Below are 19,420 nucleotides of genomic sequence, written 5' to 3'. Positions count from 1 at the left end.
GTGTTCGCAGCCGCGTTATCCGCAGTGTTCACATCCGTGTTCGCATCGGTGTTCGCAGCCGCGTTATCCGCAGTGTTCACATCCGTGTTCGCATCGGTGTTCGCAGCCGCGTTATCCGCAGTGTTCACATCCGTGTTCGCATCGGTGTTCGCAGCCGCGTTATCCGCAGTGTTCACATCCGTGTTCGCAGCCGCGTTATCCGCAGTGTTCACATCCGTGTTCGCATCGGTGTTCGCATCGGTGTTCGCAGCCGCGTTATCCGCAGTGTTCGCATCCGTGTTCGCATCGGTGTTCGCATCGGTGTTCGCATCGGTGTTCGCAGCCGCGTTATCCGCAGTGTTCACATCCGTGTTCGCATCGGTGTTCTCAGCCGCGTTATCCGCAGTGTTCACATCCGTGTTCGCATCGGTGTTCTCAGCCGCGTTATCCGCAGTGTTCACAGCGGTATTATCCGCAGTGTTATCTGAGACGTTTTCCCCCGAACTTTGAGCTTCGGATTTGAAATCAACCCGATCATTAGTAAGCTCATCTGCTGCGGTGATGAAATGTTCACCTTCAGGAACACCAGTGAAGACGTGCCGCCAGTTGCCGTCAGGATCAACCACTACAGAAACTGCTTCACCACCGTCAAGGGCAACCAGAATCTCAGTACCAGGCTCGCCCTTGCCCGTCACTTCAACATCACCAGGCTCTAGTACGGAAGAATCTTCTGGCGATAAGATCTCGACCTTTGCCGTCGCCTGATCATCAGCACGAACTTCCGAACGAGCCAGCGAAACTTTATTCGCTTGCTCGCCCATTCCTGGCAGCAAAGTCACGGACAAAGCAGTCACGTAGTCCGCTTCTTGCGTAGAGTCAGGGTCTACGCTCGGATCGTCGATGGTGGTTTTGCCCTGTTCGTTCAGGGTGACTTCAACGATTTCATTCAAAACGCCTTCAAGCACAGGTTCAAGCGGCTTGGTTACGCCATCAACAATGCCCGTGATAGTTCCGGCAAGCCCATCAACCACTGGGTTAAGAACCGGACCGATGGCTCCACCGACGACTCCAACGACGCCCTCAACGAGCGGTGTGACGAGCGCACCAAGGTTGAGTCCTGCAAGGTTCAAGTTCACAACGGTAGTTGGCTCAGTATCCACTAGCCCAAGGAAGCTTGCGACGCTGCCCGTAATTTTCGCGTCACCCGTTGCCAAAGGTACCAAGAGTCGTGCTTCCAGGCCCAGATCGACCACGATATCAATTTCGTCTAGAGCTGCGACAAGTGCATCTCGCAGATCGGTGATAATACTGGACAGGGCCGAAGTAACTTCATCGGCAATTTCCTGAACCGCTTCCGCGCTAAGAAGCTCATAGTTTGCCGTTTTCCCGTTCAGACCACCGGTCGTTACCTTAGACAGATCAACTGAGACTTCTCCTGTGCTCAGGTCGATCGAAACAAGGCCAGTTTCGGAGGTGATGACGCCTTGCAGCACATCGGTCTTCACCTGGTTCAATGCAGCATCTACACCGTCGAGCGCAACCTTGGAATCAGTAACGCCGATCCGGGCCAAGGGCCTCAGATCAATATCGATAGCTTCGAGACCAGAAGTAATGGTTCCCAAGACACCATCAGACGACAGCGTCGTATTCAACGTAGTGCCGAGTCCGTCAACCACACCGCCAAGTGAGGTAGTCAGCCCTTCAACAGCGGGGCTGCTGATCGTTGCATTGGCGCCAGCGATCAAGTATTCGGTCTTCACGGAACCGTTCGTCTTCTCAGCAGTCGAGCCGAGAGCGCCAATTTCCAAGGACGCTTCATCAATTAGCGCGTCAGTCAGATTGTCGACCTCAAGTTGCTCAAGCAACTTAGTCAGATCAATATTCGCCATCATTGAGTCCGAGCCCTCGGCATCCAGCGCAATCGCGCCGTTTGCGCTTACTGCACCGGCTCCAGCCTTGGCGCTGGTGGCCGATGAAGCCTCAGCGAAAGAATTGAGCACGCCGGCTTGGCCGAGCTGAAGGAGCCCAGTGCCTGCCTCGCCGATAAGTGGAAGTTGCAGACCCTGCCCCAGATCCAGATTTAGCGCGCCAAGCGCGCTTACGTTCAAAGGTGCGTGTTCCGCAGCCGGTGAACTCGGACTTCCGGAGTGTGCGAATCCTGCATCTGCTACAGGAATCGTCAATAGATTAAGGTCGATTGTCCGGCCTAGAGCCTCGGACGTATCTGTCGGTGCCGCATAAGCGGCGGTCACACATGGTGCGATAAACAGACTTGTAACTACAGCGCCGGCTAGAACCCGACGAGCAGCACGAGGGGCCGCACCCTTCTTCTCAGGCGGCAAATGACTATCTTGCACCGCAGTCCTCCCTGGTTGTTTGTGATCGCGGAACTTTAGGCAAGCCCCATATCGACCCTAGGTGCGAGGTATCTGCGCACTCAGGTTTCTTTCAGCTATTTCTTGGCAGATTGAGGTCATATTTTCTATCCAGTTGGATAATTTCCATCACTAATGGGATAAAATGCGCGGTAACTTATTTCTCTGCTTGCGCGTATCTTCGGCGTTCTCGCCGGTTAACAGAATTCGTAAAGAGGATTGGCTCACTCTGCAACTGGTCAAGTGAACAATTAACATTTGCCGGTGGGGTTATTTCCTCTAACTGCTTGGCCATAGAATGAACCTAGTTGCAGCACGGGATCACGCGGGGACGTGAGGGGCAAGATGCTGCAGGCCTGAGTTGACGGAAGCCAAGCCAAGGATGCCCCCAATGACTGAAATTCGAGTTCATCTTGCCGACAGCGATCATTTTTCGCGTGCCGGAATCGTAGGTGCACTGACAGCAGAACGAGATATCGTCGTTGAATCTATTGCAGGATCGATGGCTGAAGCGTTGGAGAACGCATCGCAGACAAAGCCAGACATTATTCTATTGGAGACTTCGCTGAGCGGAGACAGCCTTTTCAAGTCCGTCCGCCAAATCGTAGCCGCGGCGCCAAACAGCAAAGTGGTCGTGTTGGCTACCAGGTACAACCGCGACGAAGTGACACAGGCCTACGATGCGGGAAGCTCAGGAATCATCTCCAAGAGTTCCATCAGCACGGAATTGCCCAGTGCGCTGCGCATGGTGGCCGCCGGGTACCAGTTGTTCGCTCCGCCAACGGATGGCTGGGAGTACCCGGTTCGCATGGAGAAGCGCACGGAAAACCAGACGATTATCCGGGCATTGTCCGGACGCGACCGGCAGCTGGTCAGCCTGGTTGCCGCAGGTCTGACCAATGTCCAGATTTCCCGTGCGGTGCACATCAGTGAGGGCTCGGTGAAACTCTATCTGGCACGCATCATGGATGAGCTTTCGGTGACAAACCGGGTGCAGCTTGCAGTCATTGCGGCGGAAACCGGCCTGATCACGTCCGCTGATCTGCAGATTGCCTGAGTTCTAGTAGACAGTGCGCAGCTGGCTGGCCGGGATCCACATTTGTTCACCGTCGCGGTCGATCTGTCGCCAGGCACCCTGTCGGGCGACAATCACCACGGCGGTGTCCGCCTGGAGGATGCGCGCCAAACCGTAGTGGTCGCCCGGTCCGCGACGTGCGTTCAAGCCGATCGTAGTCAGCGCACGCTGATTGGGAACTGCCATCAATCCGCCCTTTGCAGGTCGGGCCGGCAGCTCGTGAAGGTACATGCTCGGCACCCAGCCGTGCAGCTTTCCGCATTGGATCTGGGACCACAGCCCCTGCTGGAGCAGCAGACGCACCTTGGCGCCCTGATCGATCACCATGAGCACCGGATATCCGGTGCCGCTGCCCTTGCGCAGATTGAGGGTCGCGGTGGTCGAGTGCGTCGTCTCGACCAGGGAGTAACGTGAGAGGGTTCGTTCGTCGTGATCGTCGTCAGACTGGTTAACCACAGGCTCATCGAACTCCGCCGGAATCGGTTCCAGATAAATGTTCGGCACCCATCCATAAATCTTGTGAACATAGACGTGCGCCCACGAACCGTGCACCTTGACCAAGGTCAGCTCGGTTCCCTGATCCAAATTGCTTTGCACCAGGTAGTGCCGGCCTGCGCCCTTGCGCAGTTTCAATGGTGCCGTGGTTCGATGCGTACGCGATGCCGACGACGAACGAGCCGTTGACTGCGAATAACCCATCTGATTCACGAGCACCTCAAAAAGAAAACTTAGGGGAAGCAACAAATGTCGCTTCCCCTAAGTTTATTCCATTTTTAGAAGTTGGTTCTTCTGCGTATTAGTTTCACTTGCGCGCGCCCAATTCGGAATCCAGGCGAAGCAGTCCGTTGCCGTCGTTTCCGATCAAGTTGACACGGTCCAGGATCTCGGAGACCGTGGCTTCTTCTTCGACCTGTTCGTCGATGAACCAGTGCAGCAACGGAAGCGAGTCGATATCCCCCTCGGTCTGCGCCAAGCGGTACAGCTCGCGGATCGCTTCCGAGACCTTCTGCTCGTGGGCCAAGGATGCAGCGAAGGCATCCGCAACGGATTTCACGTTGACTACGGGAGCCGACTGCTCGCCGATCCTCGGGTGTGCTGATCGGTCGGTCATGTGGTCCATGAACTTTTCAGCATGGACGATTTCTTCAGCGGCCTGGGCTCGGAACCAACCGGCGATGCCAGGAAGGCTCATGATATCCATTTCAACTGCCAGCTGGCGGTAAACCGTTGCAGCAGTCAGTTCGAGGGTTACCTGCGTGTTGAAGGCTTCTGCCAGTTTTCCTGTAAGTTCCATGTCTTTAGACTAGAACGCTTCAAAACCGTTGTCATCGAAGTTTGGACTCACTTAGTCGTACTGGAATTAGGCGATAAACCCTAGTTGGGCCCGGGTTGACATAGCCCGCACTAACCTAACTTAGGGAAGGCGAACATGCACGTCCTATTTGCCCAATCCTGCCCGCCGCAGGGCTTCTGCCATGGCCGTGTTTCCCGAAGGAGCTTCGGCCCGGTTGCCGCCATTCGGCCGGCCCCGGTTGCCCGAGCGCTGCTGTCCGGAGCGGGAATTCTGTCCGTGGCCGCGCGGGCTGCGCTCGCGCTGCCCGTTCGGCTTGCCGGATTCGCCGACGGCCGGCAGCTCATCATCCAGTCGCAGGGTCAACGAGATGCGCTTGCGGTCCGTATCCACCTCCAGCACCTTGACCTTGACGATCTGCCCGGAGCTGACCACTTCGCGCGGATCCGAGATGAACTTGGTGCTCATCGCCGACACGTGGATCAGCCCGTCCTGGTGCACACCCAGATCGACGAAGGCGCCGAACGCCGCCACGTTGGAGACTGTGCCTTCCATGATCATTCCCGGCTTGACGTCGCCGATTGATTCAACGCCTTCCTTCAGCGTCGCAGTGACGAATTCACCGCGCGGGTCGCGGGCCGGACGCTGCAGCTCTGCCACCACGTCGCGGATGGTCGGTTCGCCGAACTGCTCGGTGACGAAGTCCGCAGGCTTCAGTTCCTCAAGGCGGCGGCCCTGCTGCGCGGCGGCCTTCTGCAGTGCGCGGGCCAGGTCGTAGGCTTCCGGGTGCACCGAAGAGGCGTCAAGCGGTTCCTCGCCGCCGGTGATGCGCAGGAATCCAGCGCACTGCTCGAATGCCTTGGCGCCGAGGCGCGGCACCTTGAGCAGGTCCTTGCGCGTGGCGAAGGGCCCGTTGGCGTTGCGGTGCTCGACGATGTTGCGGCTCAGCAGCGGTCCGACGCCGGCCACGCGGGCCAGCAGCGACGGGGACGCGGTGTTCACGTCGACGCCCACGGCGTTCACGCAGTCCTCAACCACGGCGTCCAGCGCGCGGTCGAGCTTCGAGGCGGTGACATCGTGCTGGTACTGGCCCACGCCGATGGACTTGGGGTCGATCTTGACCAGTTCAGCCAGCGGATCCTGCAACCGGCGGGCGATGGAAACCGCGCCGCGCAGCGACACGTCCATGCCCGGCAGCTCCTGGCTTGCCAGTTCGGAAGCCGAGTACACCGAGGCACCGGCCTCCGAGACGATGACCTTGCTGACCTCGGCGGTACCCAGTGCCTTGATGACTTCGGCGGCCAGCCGGTCGGTTTCGCGCCCTGCGGTGCCGTTGCCCACTGCGATCAAGGTGGTGCCGTGCTTCTGCGCCAGCCGGGTCAGGATCGCGACCGATTCGTTCCACTTGTTCGCCGGTGCGTGCGGGTAGATGGTGGCAGTCTCGATGGACTTGCCGGTCAGGTCCACGACTGCGACCTTGACGCCGGTGCGCAGTCCCGGATCCAGCCCCAGAACTGCCTTGTTGCCGGCCGGTGCGGCCAGCAGCACGTCGCGCAGGTTCGCGGCGAAGATCTTCACCGAGGCGTCCTCGGCTTCCTCGAACAGGCGCGAACGCAGATCCGATTCGAAGCGGGTGAGCAGGCGGGCCTTCCAGGCCAGGCGCACGGTCTGGGCCAGCCACTTGCCGGCCGGGGCGTCAGCCGGGGCATTGATTCCCAGCGAAGCGGCGATCGCGTTCTCGTAGCCTGCGCGGGCCTGGTCAACGGCTTCCGCGTCGCGCGGGTCCGCCTCGGCCAGCTGAAGGTTCAGCACCCCGTCGCGTTCCCCGCGCAGCAGCGCGAGCACGCGGTGGGATGGCAGGTTGTCCAAGTCCGCCACGTAGTCCAGATAGTCGGAGTACTTGCCTTGGCCTTCCGCTGTGGCTCCGGCGGCGACGCTGGCGCCGATCTTGCCGTTGGTCCACAGGCGCTCTCGCAGGTCTGCCGCCAGCACGACATCCTGGGAAACCCGCTCGGTGACGATTGAACGGGCTCCGGAAAGCACCTCCAGATCTGTCGGGAATCCGGCGTCGGCGTTGAGATAGTCGGCGGCAGCGGCCGCCGGGTCGGTCTGCGGATTGGTGAGCAGCAGGTCCGCCAGCGGCTCCAGGCCGGCTTCGCGGGCAATCTGGGCCTTGGTGCGGCGCTTGGACTTGAACGGGAGGTAGATGTCCTCCAGCTCGGATTTGGTGCTCGCTGCGGTGATGGCCGCATCGAGCTGGTCGGTCAGCTTGCCGGCTTCGGAAATAGCTTCGCGGACCACCACGCGGCGGTCTTCGAGTTCGCGCAGGTAGCGCAGGCGTTCTTCGAGCAGTCGCAGCTGGCTGTCGCTGAGCATGCCGGTGACTTCCTTGCGGTAGCGCGCAATGAAGGGCACCGTCGATCCGGAATCCAGCAGTTCAATAGCGGCCTTGACCTGCCAGGGCTGCACCATCGATTCGACGGACAGTTCCCGGGCCAGCACCTCGATGATGCGCTGTTCGGTGGCATTGCTGACTGCGTTGTTCTTCTGATCGCTACTCACCGAACCATTGTGCCCCATGAGCGTTTCGGTTCTAATGATCGACTCGGCTGGCTTTCAGGAGATCCCAAAAGTTCGCGGCTAAGATTTATTGCCATGGGGAAAGTAAAGGTTCGGAACGCGGCAATCCTGCTTCTGGTGTCATCGGCAACACTCTTCAGCGCGGGCTGCTCGGTCATCCAGGACACGGCGAATTCGGCGGCCAACGAGCTCACCGATGCGGCATCCAAGGAAATCGTCCGGCAGGCTTGCGCGCCGATCCAGGACGGTCGAATCGACGCGAGCGAACTGCGTGTACTGACATCGCTGGTCGGTGCGGTAGAAGGCGGGGGCCTGCCACAGGATCTGGTTGACGTCCTGAACGATCTGGCCGATTCCGGCGACTCGGTGTCCACCCGATTGCAGGAACGCCTCGTGCAGGCCTGCGACGACGCGACCGCCCAAGCCAACTAGTGCGCGCGGCCCGCTCAGGTCCTGACCTAGACTTTTTTCATGCTCGAAATTCCGACAACCGGTAAAATCCGAATTGATGCCTGGCTTTGGGCTGTCCGCGCCTACAAGACGCGGTCCGAGGCGACGGCTGCCTGCCGCGCCGGCCATGTGAGGCTGAATGGAGTGTCCGCAAAGGCCGCGCAGCCGGTGGTTCCGGGCGACCGCGTGCGTGTGCGCAAGAACGGCTTCGATCGCGAGCTGGAAGTCGTCGGCCTGATATCCAAGCGCATGAGCGCCTCCGTGGCCGTGAAATGCTACATCGACCACAGCGAACCGCGCGAGAAAATCATCATCCCGCAGGTTCCGGTGCGCGAACGCGGTGCAGGCCGCCCCACCAAGAAGGACCGCCGCGAAATGGATCGCCTGAGGGCCTCCTGGATCGACCCCGAAGACTAGGCCGGGTCATCCGCCGCGCTACGACAGCTCGATGGCCGGGGCATCGGTTTCGAAGCCGAAGATCTGCGCGTAGAAGGCCAGCGAGCTTTCCAGGGCGCTGATGATGTTCTCCGATTGGCGGAAACCGTGCTGCTCCCCGGCAAACAGGATGTAGGCATGGGGAATGCCGCGGGCGGCGAGCGCGTCGGCCACGACCTGCGACTGCGACGGAGGAACCACAAGGTCCTCGTCCCCCTGCAGCAACAGGACCGGACAGGAAATCTTTGACACGTGGTTGATCGGCGCGCGCTTCTCATACAGGTCCGCGGCTTCGGGGTATGGCCCGACCAGCGAGAACATGTACTGGGACTCGAAATCATGGGTGTCCTGCATCAGGGCGACCAGGTCCGAGACGCCGTAGCGGCTGATCCCGGCGCGGAACACCTCGGAGTTGGTCAACGCGCTGAGCACCGTCCATCCGCCGGCACTGCCGCCTTCGATGCCCACGCGCGCCGGATCCGCGATCCCGCGGGCCACCAGCGCCTTGATCACCGAGACGGTATCCGCAACATCCACGACGCCCCACTGGCCGCGCAGGCGGTTGCGGTAGTCGCGGCCGTATCCGGTGGAGCCGCCGTAGTTCACGTCCACCACGCCGATGCCGCGCGAGGTGTAGTAGGCGATGGTTGCATTGAGCGTGGCCGCGGCCTGCGCGGTGGGCCCGCCGTGCACGAAGGTGACATAGGGCGGCAGCTCGCCGTCCAGGCCGGTCAAGCCGTCCTGGCGCGGGCGGTACAGCAGCGCGTGGACCGATTGGCCGGCCACGTTCGTGCACTCGAATTCCTCGACCTGCGGCAGCATGGCCGGATCAGGAAGCCGCGCGATGGAACCGGCGACGGCGCGGTGCTCCAGGGTGTCAAGGTTGACCAGCGTGATCTGCTCGCCCTGGGTCATCGAGGAGGTTCCGGCCAGCAGCCAGCCGTCGCGCACCTGCAGCGGGCGCACCCGGGTGAAGGGCAGCGGCAAGTCCTCCAGTCCCCCGGTCAGCGCATGGACCCGTGCCAGCTTGGTGGTACCGGTGCCGTAGGAGCACAGCAGGGTGCGCTGGTCCTCCAGCACGTACCAGGCACTTCCGACCTGCCACAGCGGTCCCGCGAATTCCGCGGCGCGGTCCACCAGCCGGGTGGCGCGGGCGGAGCTGACCTGGTGGATGTAGGGATTCCACCAGCCGGATTCGTCGCTGACGTACGCGATGCGGTCCTCGTCCACCCATTCGGGCTGCATGATCGAGATGTCTTGGGCCCCGGCGATCACGGTGTCTTCCAGCTGCCCGTTGCCTGCCACCTCGGCCAGGTGCAGCTGCGTTCCGTCCCAGGGCATGTTCGGGTGTTCCCAGCTGATCCAGGTCAGCATCTTTCCCGAGGGGCTCAGCCGGGGCGCGGCCACGAAGCGGGCCGGCGCGGTGAGCACCCGGATACGGGTGGCGTCCTGGGCCGCGGAGCCGTCCAGCGGGATCTGCACGATGTGGCGCACCGGCTCGGAGCGCAGGTCTTCCATGATGGCCAGCACGCTGCGGTTGGGTCCGTCGATGAACTCCGCGAAGCGCAGCTGCGGGTTCCCGCCGGACATCGAGTCCGGGGTCAGTGCGATCGGGGTAACCTGCCCGAGCTGCTGCAGGTACACCCGCTGGTCGGCGAAGTTGGTGAAGACGATGGCGTCCTGCAGGCGCCCGGTGACCAGCTTCCAGCTGGCACCGCCGTACTCGTGGACCCGTGAGCGGACGTTGTAGGGCTTGCTGATCAACTCGATTGGTTCACCCGGCTGATCCAGCGGGTAGCTGACCAGGGTGATGCGTCCGCCTTCTGCGGGGCGGCCTTCCTGGACGATGACGTTCTGCCCGTGGAAGCATGCACCGCCTAGTGGTTTGGTCCCCGCGGCGACGTCGTTCGCGGAAATAGTCGAGGGCCAGGATCCGTAGGGCAGTTTCGAAGGCATGATTCGATCCTAACCAGATTTTTGATGCCAAACGACCCTCGACAAGTACAAAGATGTTCGGCTTGGATTAACTCATGACAACTTTTGCGGTCTTTCTGCGCGGCGTGAACGTGGGCGGGGTCAAGGTCCTGATGAAGGATTTGGCCTCGTTGCTGACCGACGGCGGCTTCACCGAGGTGCGCACGCTGCTGGCCAGCGGCAACGTGGTCCTCGAATCCGAGCTCTCCGAGGCGCAGGCGGTGCAGCGGCGGTGCAACGAGCTGCTGGAGGAGCGCTACGGCCGGAGCATTCCCACACTGGTCTATACCCGGGAGGAGATCCTCCAGCTGGCGCAGCCCTTCGTCCTGGAACTGCCCGAGCCCGCGGCCGAGCACCACGGATACCTCACCCTGTGCGAATCCGCCGCCGATGCGGCGGAGCTCTGCGAGCTGGCCCGCGGCCTTGATCCGCAGCCGGCGGTGGACGTGCTGGGCAGGGCTCTGTGCTGGATCGTGCGCAAGGGGCAGAGCACCACCGATCCGCTGGCCAAGCTCACCACCGCCCAGGCCCGCAAGCGGGTGATCACGACCCGGAACCACAACACCTTGGTGAAGCTGGCGGCGATTATTCGCTGAGCGCCTTCACGGGCAATAATTGAGCGTTGCGCTTTTTTGCCGTTGGATCCTCAGTGAAAGTCCGTGAATGCTGACCCTTATCGAACTCGTTGGTATTTTCTTTTTTGCCGTCTCAGGATCGCTGATGGCGGCGCGGCGAGGATTCGACATGCTCGGATCGGCGTTCCTCGGCGGCGTCACCGGCCTGGGCGGTGGCGTGGTCCGCGACCTGATCCTGAACCAGTCCCCCGCCACCTTCGCGCATCCGGTGTATTTCCTGCCGCCGGTGCTGGCAGCGCTGTGCGTGTACGCCTTCACTCCTGCGGTACAGAAGCTGCACCGGCTGGTGCAGATCTTCGACGCGGCGGGATTGGGGCTGTTCTGCATGACCGGCACCATGAAGGCGCTGGAGAACGACGTGAACCCGGTGACCGCGGTGCTGCTCGGGGTGATCACTGGCGTGGGCGGCGGCATGCTGCGCGATGTCATCTCGAACGTCACCCCGGATTTGTTCAACCCCCGCGACGTCTACGCCCTCCCGGCCATCCTCGGCGCCACCGCCACCGCGTTCGCCTGGCACTTCGATGTGCTGAATATCGCGGTTGGCACTGGCATCGCCGGATTGACCTTCGTCTTGCGGCTGGCCTCGATCCGGTTCGGCTGGAGCGTCCCGCTGGCGGCCGGCCATTGGCACCGGCAGCCGAACATCCCGAACCACGGCGACGGGCCACGTCGGAACTTCTAGGCCACGGGCGCCCGGGAACCTACCCGATGCGTTCGAGCCGGCCGGCTTTCTCGGAGCCTTCCACGCTGTCCTCGATGGTGCGCGACGGGTTGATGATGATCGCGCCGATGAGCATCACCAGCACACAGGCCCCGAGCATCGCGAAGGCAGGGCCCCACGAGCCGGTGGACTTCTGCACCACGCCGAACAGCAGCGGAACGATGCCCGCGCCGGCGTAACCCAGGCCCTGGGCGAATCCCGAAAGCACGCCGGATCCGTACGTGGTGCGCGAGCGCAGATTCATCATGAGCAGGGCGATGGCAAAGGTTCCCTGGCCCAGACCGGCCAGGCAGACCCACAGCACGGTGCCTTCGGTGGGAGACAGGTAGATGCCAAGGTGCCCCGAAACCCAGCAGGCGGTGAAGATCAGCACAGCGATGATCGGATTCTTCAGGCGCGGAACCCACAGCGGCACCAGGAGGGAGACCGGCAGGCCGAGGATCGCGAACAGGGCCAGCATGTTGCCGGCGGACAGCTCGCTCAGCCCGCGGTCCTGCAGGTACGGCGGCAGCCAGGTGAAGTACACGTAGGTCTGCGCGGAATTGCCGGCCAGGAAGATGGCCAAGCCCCAGGCGACCTTGGACTTCCACGGATTGATCTTCGCGATTGGCTGCGCCGCGCCGACCGCCTGCACCGGCTGGTCCGGGCGGTCCACATTGCGGTCGGCCACCAGCTGGATGATCCACGGCACCAGGACGATCATCGACAGCAGCGCCCAGGAACCGATGGAGATCTTCCAGTCGCTGGCGTTGGCCAGCGGCACCGAGAACTGCGGGGCCATCCAAGTGCCTACCGCAAGCATCGTGACGTAGCCGCTGGTCACCAGTCCGATGCGGTCGGGGAAGTATTTCTTGACCAGCGGCGGGAGCACCACGTTGCCCATGCCGTATCCGGCCAGCGCGATGATCGACAGCGCCAGGAAGGAATAGACCTCGGGCATGAAGACGCGGGCCACCTGCCCGACCACGGCCAGCGCGATGGCGGTGATGAGGGTCTTCTCAAGCCCGAAGGAGCGGATCAGGCGCGGCGTCAGCAGGCCGAAGCAAGCGAAGACGATGGGCGCCAGGGTGGCGAGCAGGCCGATGGTGAACTCGGTGAATTCGATGTCGACCTGGATCCGGGCCAGCAGCGGCGGCACGGAAACGACCGCTGCGCGCAGGGACAGGGCCATCAGCAGAATGCCCAGCAGTGCCCCGATTCTTCCCTTGAGTGAGGTTTTCGGGCTGGCATTCGACATCGATTGGTTCTCCGCTGACTACTGGTTGTTAGTTCCCAACTTTTTCAGTTGCGGAACCAACTCTAGTAAGTGAGACAGGTTACCTTCAAAATGGCGGGCGTACCAGGTGCCCGGAGTACCGGAGAAAGCATAAAGCCCCTCGCTGACCAGCATCACCAGATGGGCGATATCCTTGTCGCCGATTTCCTCCATGAGCGCGGCCAGCCAGCGCTCGTTGATGCTTTCCATCTGCGCGGTGGCCGCTTCAACCCCCGAATGCGCAAGCCTATGCAGGGCCACCAGCAGGCGGTCCAGTTCGGTGTTCACCTCGGCGCTGGTCCGGATGAAGTAGGCGGCGGGCCCCTCTTCAGCCTGGGCCATGTCCTTCAGGTCGATCAGGATCAGTTCTTCACTTAACTTAATAACCGCATCGGCCAGGGCTTCCTTCGAGGCGAAGTGGTACAGCAGCCCGCCCTTGGACACCCCGGCCAGCGCGGCGGTCGCTTCCAGGGTTGCCGCACGCTCGCCTTCCTCGCAGAGCAATGAGATGTATGCGTCCAGAACCTTGACGCGCGCTGCCGCCGGCCTTGCCATGGGACTCCATTCGATTAGTTGAAGTGATGGATACAACCATACCCAAGAATTGTAACTATACCGTCCAGACGGTATAGTTACGAATTGTTCAGGCATTCAGCCCCGTTAACGATCATCAGGATGATACCCATGAGCCCACTGCTCTCCGACCACACCTCAACGCTGTCCAAGCCGCGACGTTGGGCGGCGCTGGTAGCGCTCCTCTTCCCGGTGCTGCTGATTTCGGTGGACAACACCGTGCTCACCTTCGCGGTTCCGGCGATTTCCGAAGCCCTCTCCCCCAGCGGCGCGCAGCTGCTGTGGATCATCGACATCTACCCGCTGATCCTCGCCGGCCTGCTGGTGCCGTTCGGCTCGCTGGGCGACCGCATCGGACGCCGCCGGCTGCTGCTGATCGGCGCCTCGGGTTTCGCCATTGTCTCCGCGCTGGCCTCGTTCGCCACCGACGCGAGCCAGCTGATCGCCGCCCGCGCCCTGCTGGGCATCTTCGGCGCGATGCTGATGCCTGCCACGCTGTCGCTGATCCGCAATATCTTCACCGAGGACACCGAACGCCGCACCGCGATCGCTGTCTGGGCCTCTGCCTTCTCCGGCGGCTCGGTGCTCGGCCCGATCGTCGGCGGCCTGCTGCTGGAACACTTCTGGTGGGGCTCGGTCTTCCTGATCGCCGTCCCGATGCTGCTGCCGCTGCTGATCGGCGGGCTGATCCTGGTTCCGGAGTCCAAGGACCCGAACCCGGGACGCGTGGATCCGGTCTCGATCCTGCTGATCGTGATGACCCTGCTGCCATTCACCTACGCCATCAAGTCCTTCTCGAGCAGCCCGTGGTACATCCCGCTGGGCGCCCTGGCACTGGCGGTGGTGTGCGGCGTGACCTTCGTGCGGCGCCAGCTGGGCTCCGACAAGCCGATGATCGACGTCCGCCTGTTCAACAACGGCCGCTTCTCCGGCTCGCTGATCGTGAACCTCATCGGCGTGTTCTCGCTGGTCGGCTTCATCTACTTCGTCTCCCAGCACCTGCAGCTGATCGCCGGCTACAGCCCGATCGAGGCCGGACTGTTGATGACTCCGGGCCTGATCCTGACCATGGGCTTCGGCCTGCTCTCCGTCCCGCTGTCCAAGCGCTTCGGTTCGCCGAACATCATGATCCTGGGCCTGCTGTTCTCGGCCACGGCCTACACCATGGTGATCGTGGCGGGCAGCAACCCGAACGTCGTGCTGCTCATGGCAGCCTTCTGCGTGCTGGGCATCGGCATCGGCATGACCGAAACGCTGTCCAACGACATGGCGCTGGCCGCGGTGCCGGCTTCCAAGGCCGGGGCTGCCTCGGCCATTTCCGAGACCGCGTACGAGGTCGGCGCCGTGCTGGGCACCGCCGTGCTGGGCACCATCCTGAACACTGTCTACAGCTCGAACCTCAAGGTGCCGCGCAGCATCTCCCCCGATGCGGCGGCCCAGGCGGGCGAAACCCTCAGCGGCGCGCACCACGTGGCTGCGGGTCTGGACCCGGCCTCGGCGCAGGCCCTGATCGAATCCGCCGCGCAGGCTTTCGACCACGGCGTGCTGTTCACCTCGGGCATCGCCGCGGTGCTTTCGCTGATCGCTGCGGTCATGGTCGTGAAAATCATCAAACCAGCCGTGAAGTGAAGCTTTCGCGACGATATCTCGAATTTTCGATAAATTGCTGCAAAGTTATTCAAAAGTCGACTTTGACCACGTAGGCTAGGCAGTGTAGTTCCAAAGTAATTCGCGAAGTACCCTTTAGAAGTTTGTGAATGTCGGACCATCCCTGGTTGGCGCGAACCCCTTCTAGACGTGAAGTGAATGACTTGGCTGCTTCGCAAGTTCACCTCGCGCAACCAGCGTGGAACTTGCGTGGATACAACCAAGCTCGCCGCACAAACCATGGCGAGAAACGTCTGAAAGGACCAAATAAGAATATGGCAACCGGAATCGTCAAGTGGTTCAACGCTGAAAAGGGCTTCGGCTTCATCGCTCCAGACAGCGGCGATCCAGACGTCTTCGCACACTTCACCGCAATCCAGACCCAGGGCTTCCGCACCCTGGACGAGGGCCAGAAGGTTGAGTTCGAAGTAGTTGAGGGTCCAAAGGGTCTGCAGGCTGCAGACATCCGTGCTCTCTAAAGAAGGTCTTTGGCACTAACGCCTGACTTCACCCGATGGGTGGCTATCCGCAATGGATAGCCACCCATCGGTTTTTCCGTGCCCGCCACGGAATAGACGCAGCCGGCACATGGTTATGCCCAAGGTGAAGCTATCGATTTTGGACCTCGCCCCGGTGTCTCCCGGCGGCTCAATTGCAGACTCATTCAAATCATCCGTCCGGCTTGCGCAAACCGCTGAACGCCACGGCTACGAACGCATCTGGTACGCCGAACACCACAACATGCCGAACATCGCCTCCAGTGCGACCTCCGTGCTGATTGGCCACATCGCCCACCACACCGAGCGCATCCGCTTGGGATCCGGCGGCGTCATGCTCCCGAACCACTCGCCGTTGGTGATCGCGGAGCAGTTCGGCACCCTGGCCACGATTTTCGGCGACCGCATCGACCTGGGCCTGGGCCGTGCCCCGGGCACCGACATGACGACCCTGCGCGCATTGCGCCGCGATCCGTCGGCCGCGGATTCCTTCCCGCACGACGTGCTGGAACTGCAGGCGTACCTCGCCGGCAAATCCCGCATCCCCTCGGTGCAGGCCATCCCCGGGGCCGGAACGAACGTCCCGCTGTACATCCTGGGTTCGTCCTTGTTCGGGGCGAAGCTGGCAGCCCAGCTGGGCCTGCCATATTCCTTCGCATCGCACTTCGCCCCCGCGGCCCTGCACCAAGCGGTAAAGCTGTACCGCGAGGAATTCACCCCCTCCGAGCAGCTCTCCGAGCCGTACGTCATCGCAGGCGTCGGCGTGCTGGCGGCGCAGACCAGCGAACGGGCCCATGAACTGTTCAATGTCGCACGCCGCCACCGCGTGGCCAGCTTCCTGGGCCGCGGAGCGGACAAGGAGTTCACCGAGGCTGAAATCGACATGCTCATGGACACGCCGCAGGCCCAGCAGATCCTGGACATGATGCGGTATTCGGCGGTCGGCACCGGCGAACAGGTCACCGAGTACCTCGCGCATTTCGCGCAGACAGCCCAGGCTGATGAATTGATCACCGTGCACTACCCGACCGACGAGCAGGCCCGCCTGGAATCGGTCATGATGACCGCCGACGCCGCCGAGCTGGTCAGCGCGCGCTGATCGTCACCCAGCGCCGCACCGCCATGACCAGCAGCACAACCAGCGCCACGGTCAATACCCCTTCGGCTCCGATGTAGGCGTCGTGCCACAGCGATCCGCCCCCGAAGTTCCCGGACAGCACCGCATCGGTGCGGCGGGACGAGCCGGGGCGGATCGCTGCCTTCTTCAGCAGCAGCACGAGGCCGGCAATCCCCACGCCCCCTTTCCAGGCCGTGTCGGTGCCGCACCTGGGCGTGCCGAGCAGCAGGGCGATGAACAGCAGGATTCCAACGATGTTCACTCGCAAAGAAGACCAGGCGCCCGATGCCCGACCCCAGCGGAATGGTGATCCCCGGGGCGGTGAATTTCAGCGGAGCCTCGATGAAGGAAATACCGGTCACCAAGCCCAGCCGCAGCGCGGGAGCAAGGACCTGGCTGCTGCGGCCCACAGGGCGGCGCGGTCGGTGCACGTAGGGCCGAAGCGCTCATGCCCCCCTACACTACGCGCGAGGGGCCGCCAGTCCTGCGCAGGGACAGCGCCGACCACACCAGCATCAGCAAGGCGGCCGCCGCACCGGCAATGCAGAACACCATGATGCTCGGCAGCTGCCCGAAGCGCTCCGCGGCCCAACCCAGCACGATCACCGGCAGCGCGCTGCCCAGATAGGTGACCAGGTAGATGCTGGAGACGGTCTGAGCATGGGACGCAGGGCTGACAGCATCCACGCACAGGCCGAATGCCGTGCGGAAGGCGATGCCCTGGCCCAAGCCGAGGACCACCATGGCCAGCACCCCGAGCCAGAGCCAGCCCAGGGTGGCGCCAACGAGCAAGGCAAGGGTCCCGGCGGCCATCAGCCCCAAGCCCAGCGGCAGCAGGATCTTTCCGCCGCGCACCACGATCTGCGACAGCGCGGCGATACCCAGCGGCAGCCCGGCAACCAGCCCGACGGCCCACAGGGACTGCAGCTCGAAGGCGCCGGCCAGGTAGCCCGGTGCCAAGGACAGCACGAAACCGAAGATCGCGAAGCTGAGGAAACCGACAAGCGAAGCCATCCAGAACTCGGTGCGGGCGTTGGACGGAATGCCCACGCGGCGCGGAGCCAGCGCGCGGCTTCTTTCACCGCGGTTCGCCATGGCAATGGCCGGGCGCGCTTGCAGCGTGCCCAGTGGAACCAGGACGACCAGCAGCAGGACGGCCTGAATCAGGAACACCGTGGAGCGGCCTCCCGGAAGGCCCGCCAGCGCGCCGCCGATCAGTGGTCCGAATGCCACGCCTCCCGACGAAGCCAGGAGGGTGAAACGCGAAGCCCATTCGGGTTTGCTCGGCAGCAGTTCGCGCAGCGCCGCGGCGCTGGCCCCGGTGGCCAGGGCGACTCCAGCGCCCTGCAGCCCTCGTCCGAGGCACAGCTGCCACAGGTTCCCGGCCGCTCCGAACGCCAGCGTACCGAGCAGCGAGACCCCGACGGCCAGCACCAGGGCGGCGCGGCGGCCCACATGGTCCGACCAATGCCCGACCACCAGCAGGAAGAACATCAGGGAGCAGACATAGGAGGCGAAGGCGATCGTGGTGCCCATGGCGCCCAGGTGCAGGTCGGCCTGCAGCTGGGGATACAGCGGCGTTGCCAGGTTCGCGCCGACCAGCAGCGTGAAGCTGACCAGGATGGTAATGGCCAAGCGGGTGGCGGTGCCGGGGTTCCATGACATCATGCGCGGCGTGCCGTGCTGCATACGCAGCTCACTGATGACGGACATTGGCGCTCCCGCGGAAATAGCTGTCGGCAGGGGAAAAATTTTTACCGGTGGGGCCACTCGCTGCCCCACCGGTTGTTTGAGCGTTCTGCTTGCGTTTGTCTACTACAACAGATCGTTCTCTCACAAATATCCGCCCTCTGATCTCACCAAGGATTGTTTATTGATAGAATTTGAGCAATATGGTCAAATTTAGGGCCTATGGCGGTATCGGGAGTGAGCAAATGGTGCGGTTGGACGACGTTGACCTGAAGATTCTTCTGGCCCTGATCCGGGATCCACGCATCCAGGTTTCAGAGCTTGCCGACGAAGCCGGGGTCGCCCGCAACACCGCGCAGTCCCGCCTGCGCCGGCTGCAGCGCTCCGAGGTGCTGCGCGAAGGCGGGCGCGACATCGACCTGGGTGTGCTGGGCTACGACGTGCTGGCCTTCGTCACCCTGGAGGTGAACCACCGGGAGCTGGACGCGGTCATCACCGCGCTGCGCCAGATCCCGAACGTGCTGGAAATCCACGAGACCTCCGGGCGCGGAGACGTCTGGGTCCGCCTCATCGCCACCGACACCCACCAGCTGCAGTCGGTGCTGCGCCAAATCCTGCGCATCAAGGGCGTGACCCGCTCGGAAACGACCTTCGCGCTGCACTCCCACCTGGCCTATCGCACCGCTCCGCTGCTGGAGCACTACGCCGAGCACGACCACTGATCGCAACCACCCGCGACACGCAATTACAAGTCTTTTGTTCAGGTCATAAGGGTTCTAGGCTGGAGCCAAGAGAAGTCACGAGGTATGTGCCCGACTTCCGGCAGATCCTCGTCCAATCGAAGGAGCACGCCATGAGCCGGGACTTTGAACCCACCGACTTCGCCCCCGAATACGGCAACGACATCTACGAGCCGGACGACGGCCGCGACTCGCAGGCCTACGAGGGATCCAGCGACATGCCCGAAACCATGCGCAACATCGACCCGTTGGCCCAGCGCCACTACCTCTATGACGATGACCTGGAAACCGAAGACGAGCTGGACAACGAGTTCAGCGAGGACGGCCAGGACGACGACGAGGATTCGGAGGACGGCGAGCGCGAAGATGAGGACTAGCTCACTG

Annotated in this window: 19 protein-coding genes; 10 read left to right on the top strand and 9 right to left on the bottom strand. The window is 62.5% G+C overall.

Annotated elements, in window-relative coordinates:
• Positions 1-2,231, bottom strand: a 2,231-nt coding sequence (locus RF641_RS06960) for a choice-of-anchor G family protein (RefSeq protein ID WP_424572841.1), incomplete at its 3' end; no start/stop codon positions are given.
• A 514-nt stretch (positions 2,232-2,745) separates the two neighbouring features.
• On the opposite strand from RF641_RS06960, the gene RF641_RS06955 reads away from it, so the two are divergent.
• Positions 2,746-3,411, top strand: a complete 666-nt coding sequence (locus tag RF641_RS06955) for a response regulator transcription factor (RefSeq protein ID WP_181728059.1) — start codon at positions 2,746-2,748, stop codon at positions 3,409-3,411.
• Between the two features lie 3 nt (positions 3,412-3,414).
• Here the strand turns inward: RF641_RS06955 and RF641_RS06950 are convergent, their stop codons facing one another.
• The 3 genes from RF641_RS06950 to RF641_RS06940 all read right to left on the bottom strand — a co-directional run bounded on the left by RF641_RS06950 (position 3,415) and on the right by RF641_RS06940 (position 7,300).
• Positions 3,415-4,062 carry an SH3 domain-containing protein gene (locus RF641_RS06950; protein WP_053798700.1) on the bottom strand — a complete coding sequence of 216 codons (648 nt, stop codon included), beginning with the start codon at positions 4,060-4,062 and terminating at the stop codon, positions 3,415-3,417.
• Between the two features lie 169 nt (positions 4,063-4,231).
• On the bottom strand, positions 4,232-4,723 hold the full coding sequence (locus RF641_RS06945; protein WP_047119984.1) for a ferritin: 492 nt from the start codon (positions 4,721-4,723) through the stop codon (positions 4,232-4,234).
• 144 nt (positions 4,724-4,867) lie between these two features.
• On the bottom strand, positions 4,868-7,300 hold the full coding sequence (locus RF641_RS06940) for a Tex family protein (RefSeq protein ID WP_424572840.1): 2,433 nt from the start codon (positions 7,298-7,300) through the stop codon (positions 4,868-4,870).
• A 117-nt stretch (positions 7,301-7,417) separates the two neighbouring features.
• Here RF641_RS06940 and RF641_RS06935 point away from each other — a divergent pair, with 117 nt between their 5' ends.
• On the top strand, positions 7,418-7,732 hold the full coding sequence (locus RF641_RS06935) for a hypothetical protein (protein WP_244910834.1): 315 nt from the start codon (positions 7,418-7,420) through the stop codon (positions 7,730-7,732).
• Between the two features lie 39 nt (positions 7,733-7,771).
• Positions 7,772-8,167 carry an RNA-binding S4 domain-containing protein gene (locus RF641_RS06930; protein ID WP_047119987.1) on the top strand — a complete coding sequence of 132 codons (396 nt, stop codon included), beginning with the start codon at positions 7,772-7,774 and terminating at the stop codon, positions 8,165-8,167.
• An 18-nt stretch (positions 8,168-8,185) separates the two neighbouring features.
• Here RF641_RS06930 and RF641_RS06925 read toward each other — a convergent pair whose 3' ends face one another.
• Positions 8,186-10,141 (bottom strand): prolyl oligopeptidase family serine peptidase, encoded by a 1,956-nt coding sequence (locus tag RF641_RS06925; protein ID WP_424572839.1) that lies wholly within the window; start codon positions 10,139-10,141, stop codon positions 8,186-8,188.
• 74 nt (positions 10,142-10,215) lie between these two features.
• Between RF641_RS06925 and RF641_RS06920 the strand changes: the two genes are divergently transcribed.
• Both RF641_RS06920 and RF641_RS06915 read left to right on the top strand, forming a co-directional pair.
• Positions 10,216-10,755: a DUF1697 domain-containing protein gene (locus tag RF641_RS06920; RefSeq protein ID WP_424572838.1), complete on the top strand. Its 540-nt coding sequence runs from the start codon at positions 10,216-10,218 to the stop codon at positions 10,753-10,755.
• Positions 10,756-10,822: 67 nt separating this feature from the next.
• Positions 10,823-11,479, top strand: coding sequence for a trimeric intracellular cation channel family protein (locus RF641_RS06915; protein WP_053798706.1), 657 nt, complete (start codon positions 10,823-10,825; stop codon positions 11,477-11,479).
• Positions 11,480-11,498: 19 nt separating this feature from the next.
• Here the strand turns inward: RF641_RS06915 and RF641_RS06910 are convergent, their stop codons facing one another.
• On the bottom strand, positions 11,499-12,755 hold the full coding sequence (locus RF641_RS06910) for an MFS transporter (RefSeq protein ID WP_047119990.1): 1,257 nt from the start codon (positions 12,753-12,755) through the stop codon (positions 11,499-11,501).
• Positions 12,756-12,773: 18 nt separating this feature from the next.
• Positions 12,774-13,328, bottom strand: a complete 555-nt coding sequence (locus RF641_RS06905; protein ID WP_047119991.1) for a TetR/AcrR family transcriptional regulator — start codon at positions 13,326-13,328, stop codon at positions 12,774-12,776.
• Between the two features lie 129 nt (positions 13,329-13,457).
• Here RF641_RS06905 and RF641_RS06900 point away from each other — a divergent pair, with 129 nt between their 5' ends.
• The 3 genes from RF641_RS06900 to RF641_RS06890 all read left to right on the top strand — a co-directional run bounded on the left by RF641_RS06900 (position 13,458) and on the right by RF641_RS06890 (position 16,589).
• Positions 13,458-14,975, top strand: a complete 1,518-nt coding sequence (locus tag RF641_RS06900) for an MFS transporter (protein WP_424572837.1) — start codon at positions 13,458-13,460, stop codon at positions 14,973-14,975.
• A gap of 293 nt (positions 14,976-15,268) precedes the next feature.
• Positions 15,269-15,472: a cold-shock protein gene (locus tag RF641_RS06895; protein WP_028268826.1), complete on the top strand. Its 204-nt coding sequence runs from the start codon at positions 15,269-15,271 to the stop codon at positions 15,470-15,472.
• Positions 15,473-15,587: 115 nt separating this feature from the next.
• Positions 15,588-16,589: an LLM class flavin-dependent oxidoreductase gene (locus tag RF641_RS06890; protein ID WP_424572865.1), complete on the top strand. Its 1,002-nt coding sequence runs from the start codon at positions 15,588-15,590 to the stop codon at positions 16,587-16,589.
• Here the strand turns inward: RF641_RS06890 and RF641_RS06885 are convergent.
• Both RF641_RS06885 and RF641_RS06880 read right to left on the bottom strand, forming a co-directional pair.
• Entirely contained in the window at positions 16,576-16,869 is a 294-nt protein-coding gene (locus tag RF641_RS06885; protein ID WP_424572836.1) for a hypothetical protein, read from the bottom strand. The two genes, RF641_RS06890 and RF641_RS06885, sit on opposite strands and share 14 nt — an antisense overlap.
• A gap of 194 nt (positions 16,870-17,063) precedes the next feature.
• Entirely contained in the window at positions 17,064-18,320 is a 1,257-nt protein-coding gene (locus tag RF641_RS06880) for an MFS transporter (RefSeq protein ID WP_424572835.1), read from the bottom strand.
• A 221-nt stretch (positions 18,321-18,541) separates the two neighbouring features.
• Between RF641_RS06880 and RF641_RS06875 the strand changes: the two genes are divergently transcribed.
• Positions 18,542-19,018, top strand: a complete 477-nt coding sequence (locus RF641_RS06875; protein ID WP_047119995.1) for an Lrp/AsnC family transcriptional regulator — start codon at positions 18,542-18,544, stop codon at positions 19,016-19,018.
• A gap of 131 nt (positions 19,019-19,149) precedes the next feature.
• The gene (locus RF641_RS06870) at positions 19,150-19,413 is read left to right on the top strand and encodes a hypothetical protein (protein WP_047119996.1); all 264 of its coding nucleotides are present in this window, start codon (positions 19,150-19,152) and stop codon (positions 19,411-19,413) included.
• Positions 19,414-19,420: the final 7 nt, after the last annotated feature.

The organism is Arthrobacter sp. 'calajunan' (genome assembly GCF_046940185.1).
Taxonomy (GTDB): domain Bacteria; phylum Actinomycetota; class Actinomycetes; order Actinomycetales; family Micrococcaceae; genus Glutamicibacter; species Glutamicibacter soli.
Note: the sequence above shows the minus strand (reverse complement) of the source record. Positions and strands in the feature narration are given on the sequence as shown.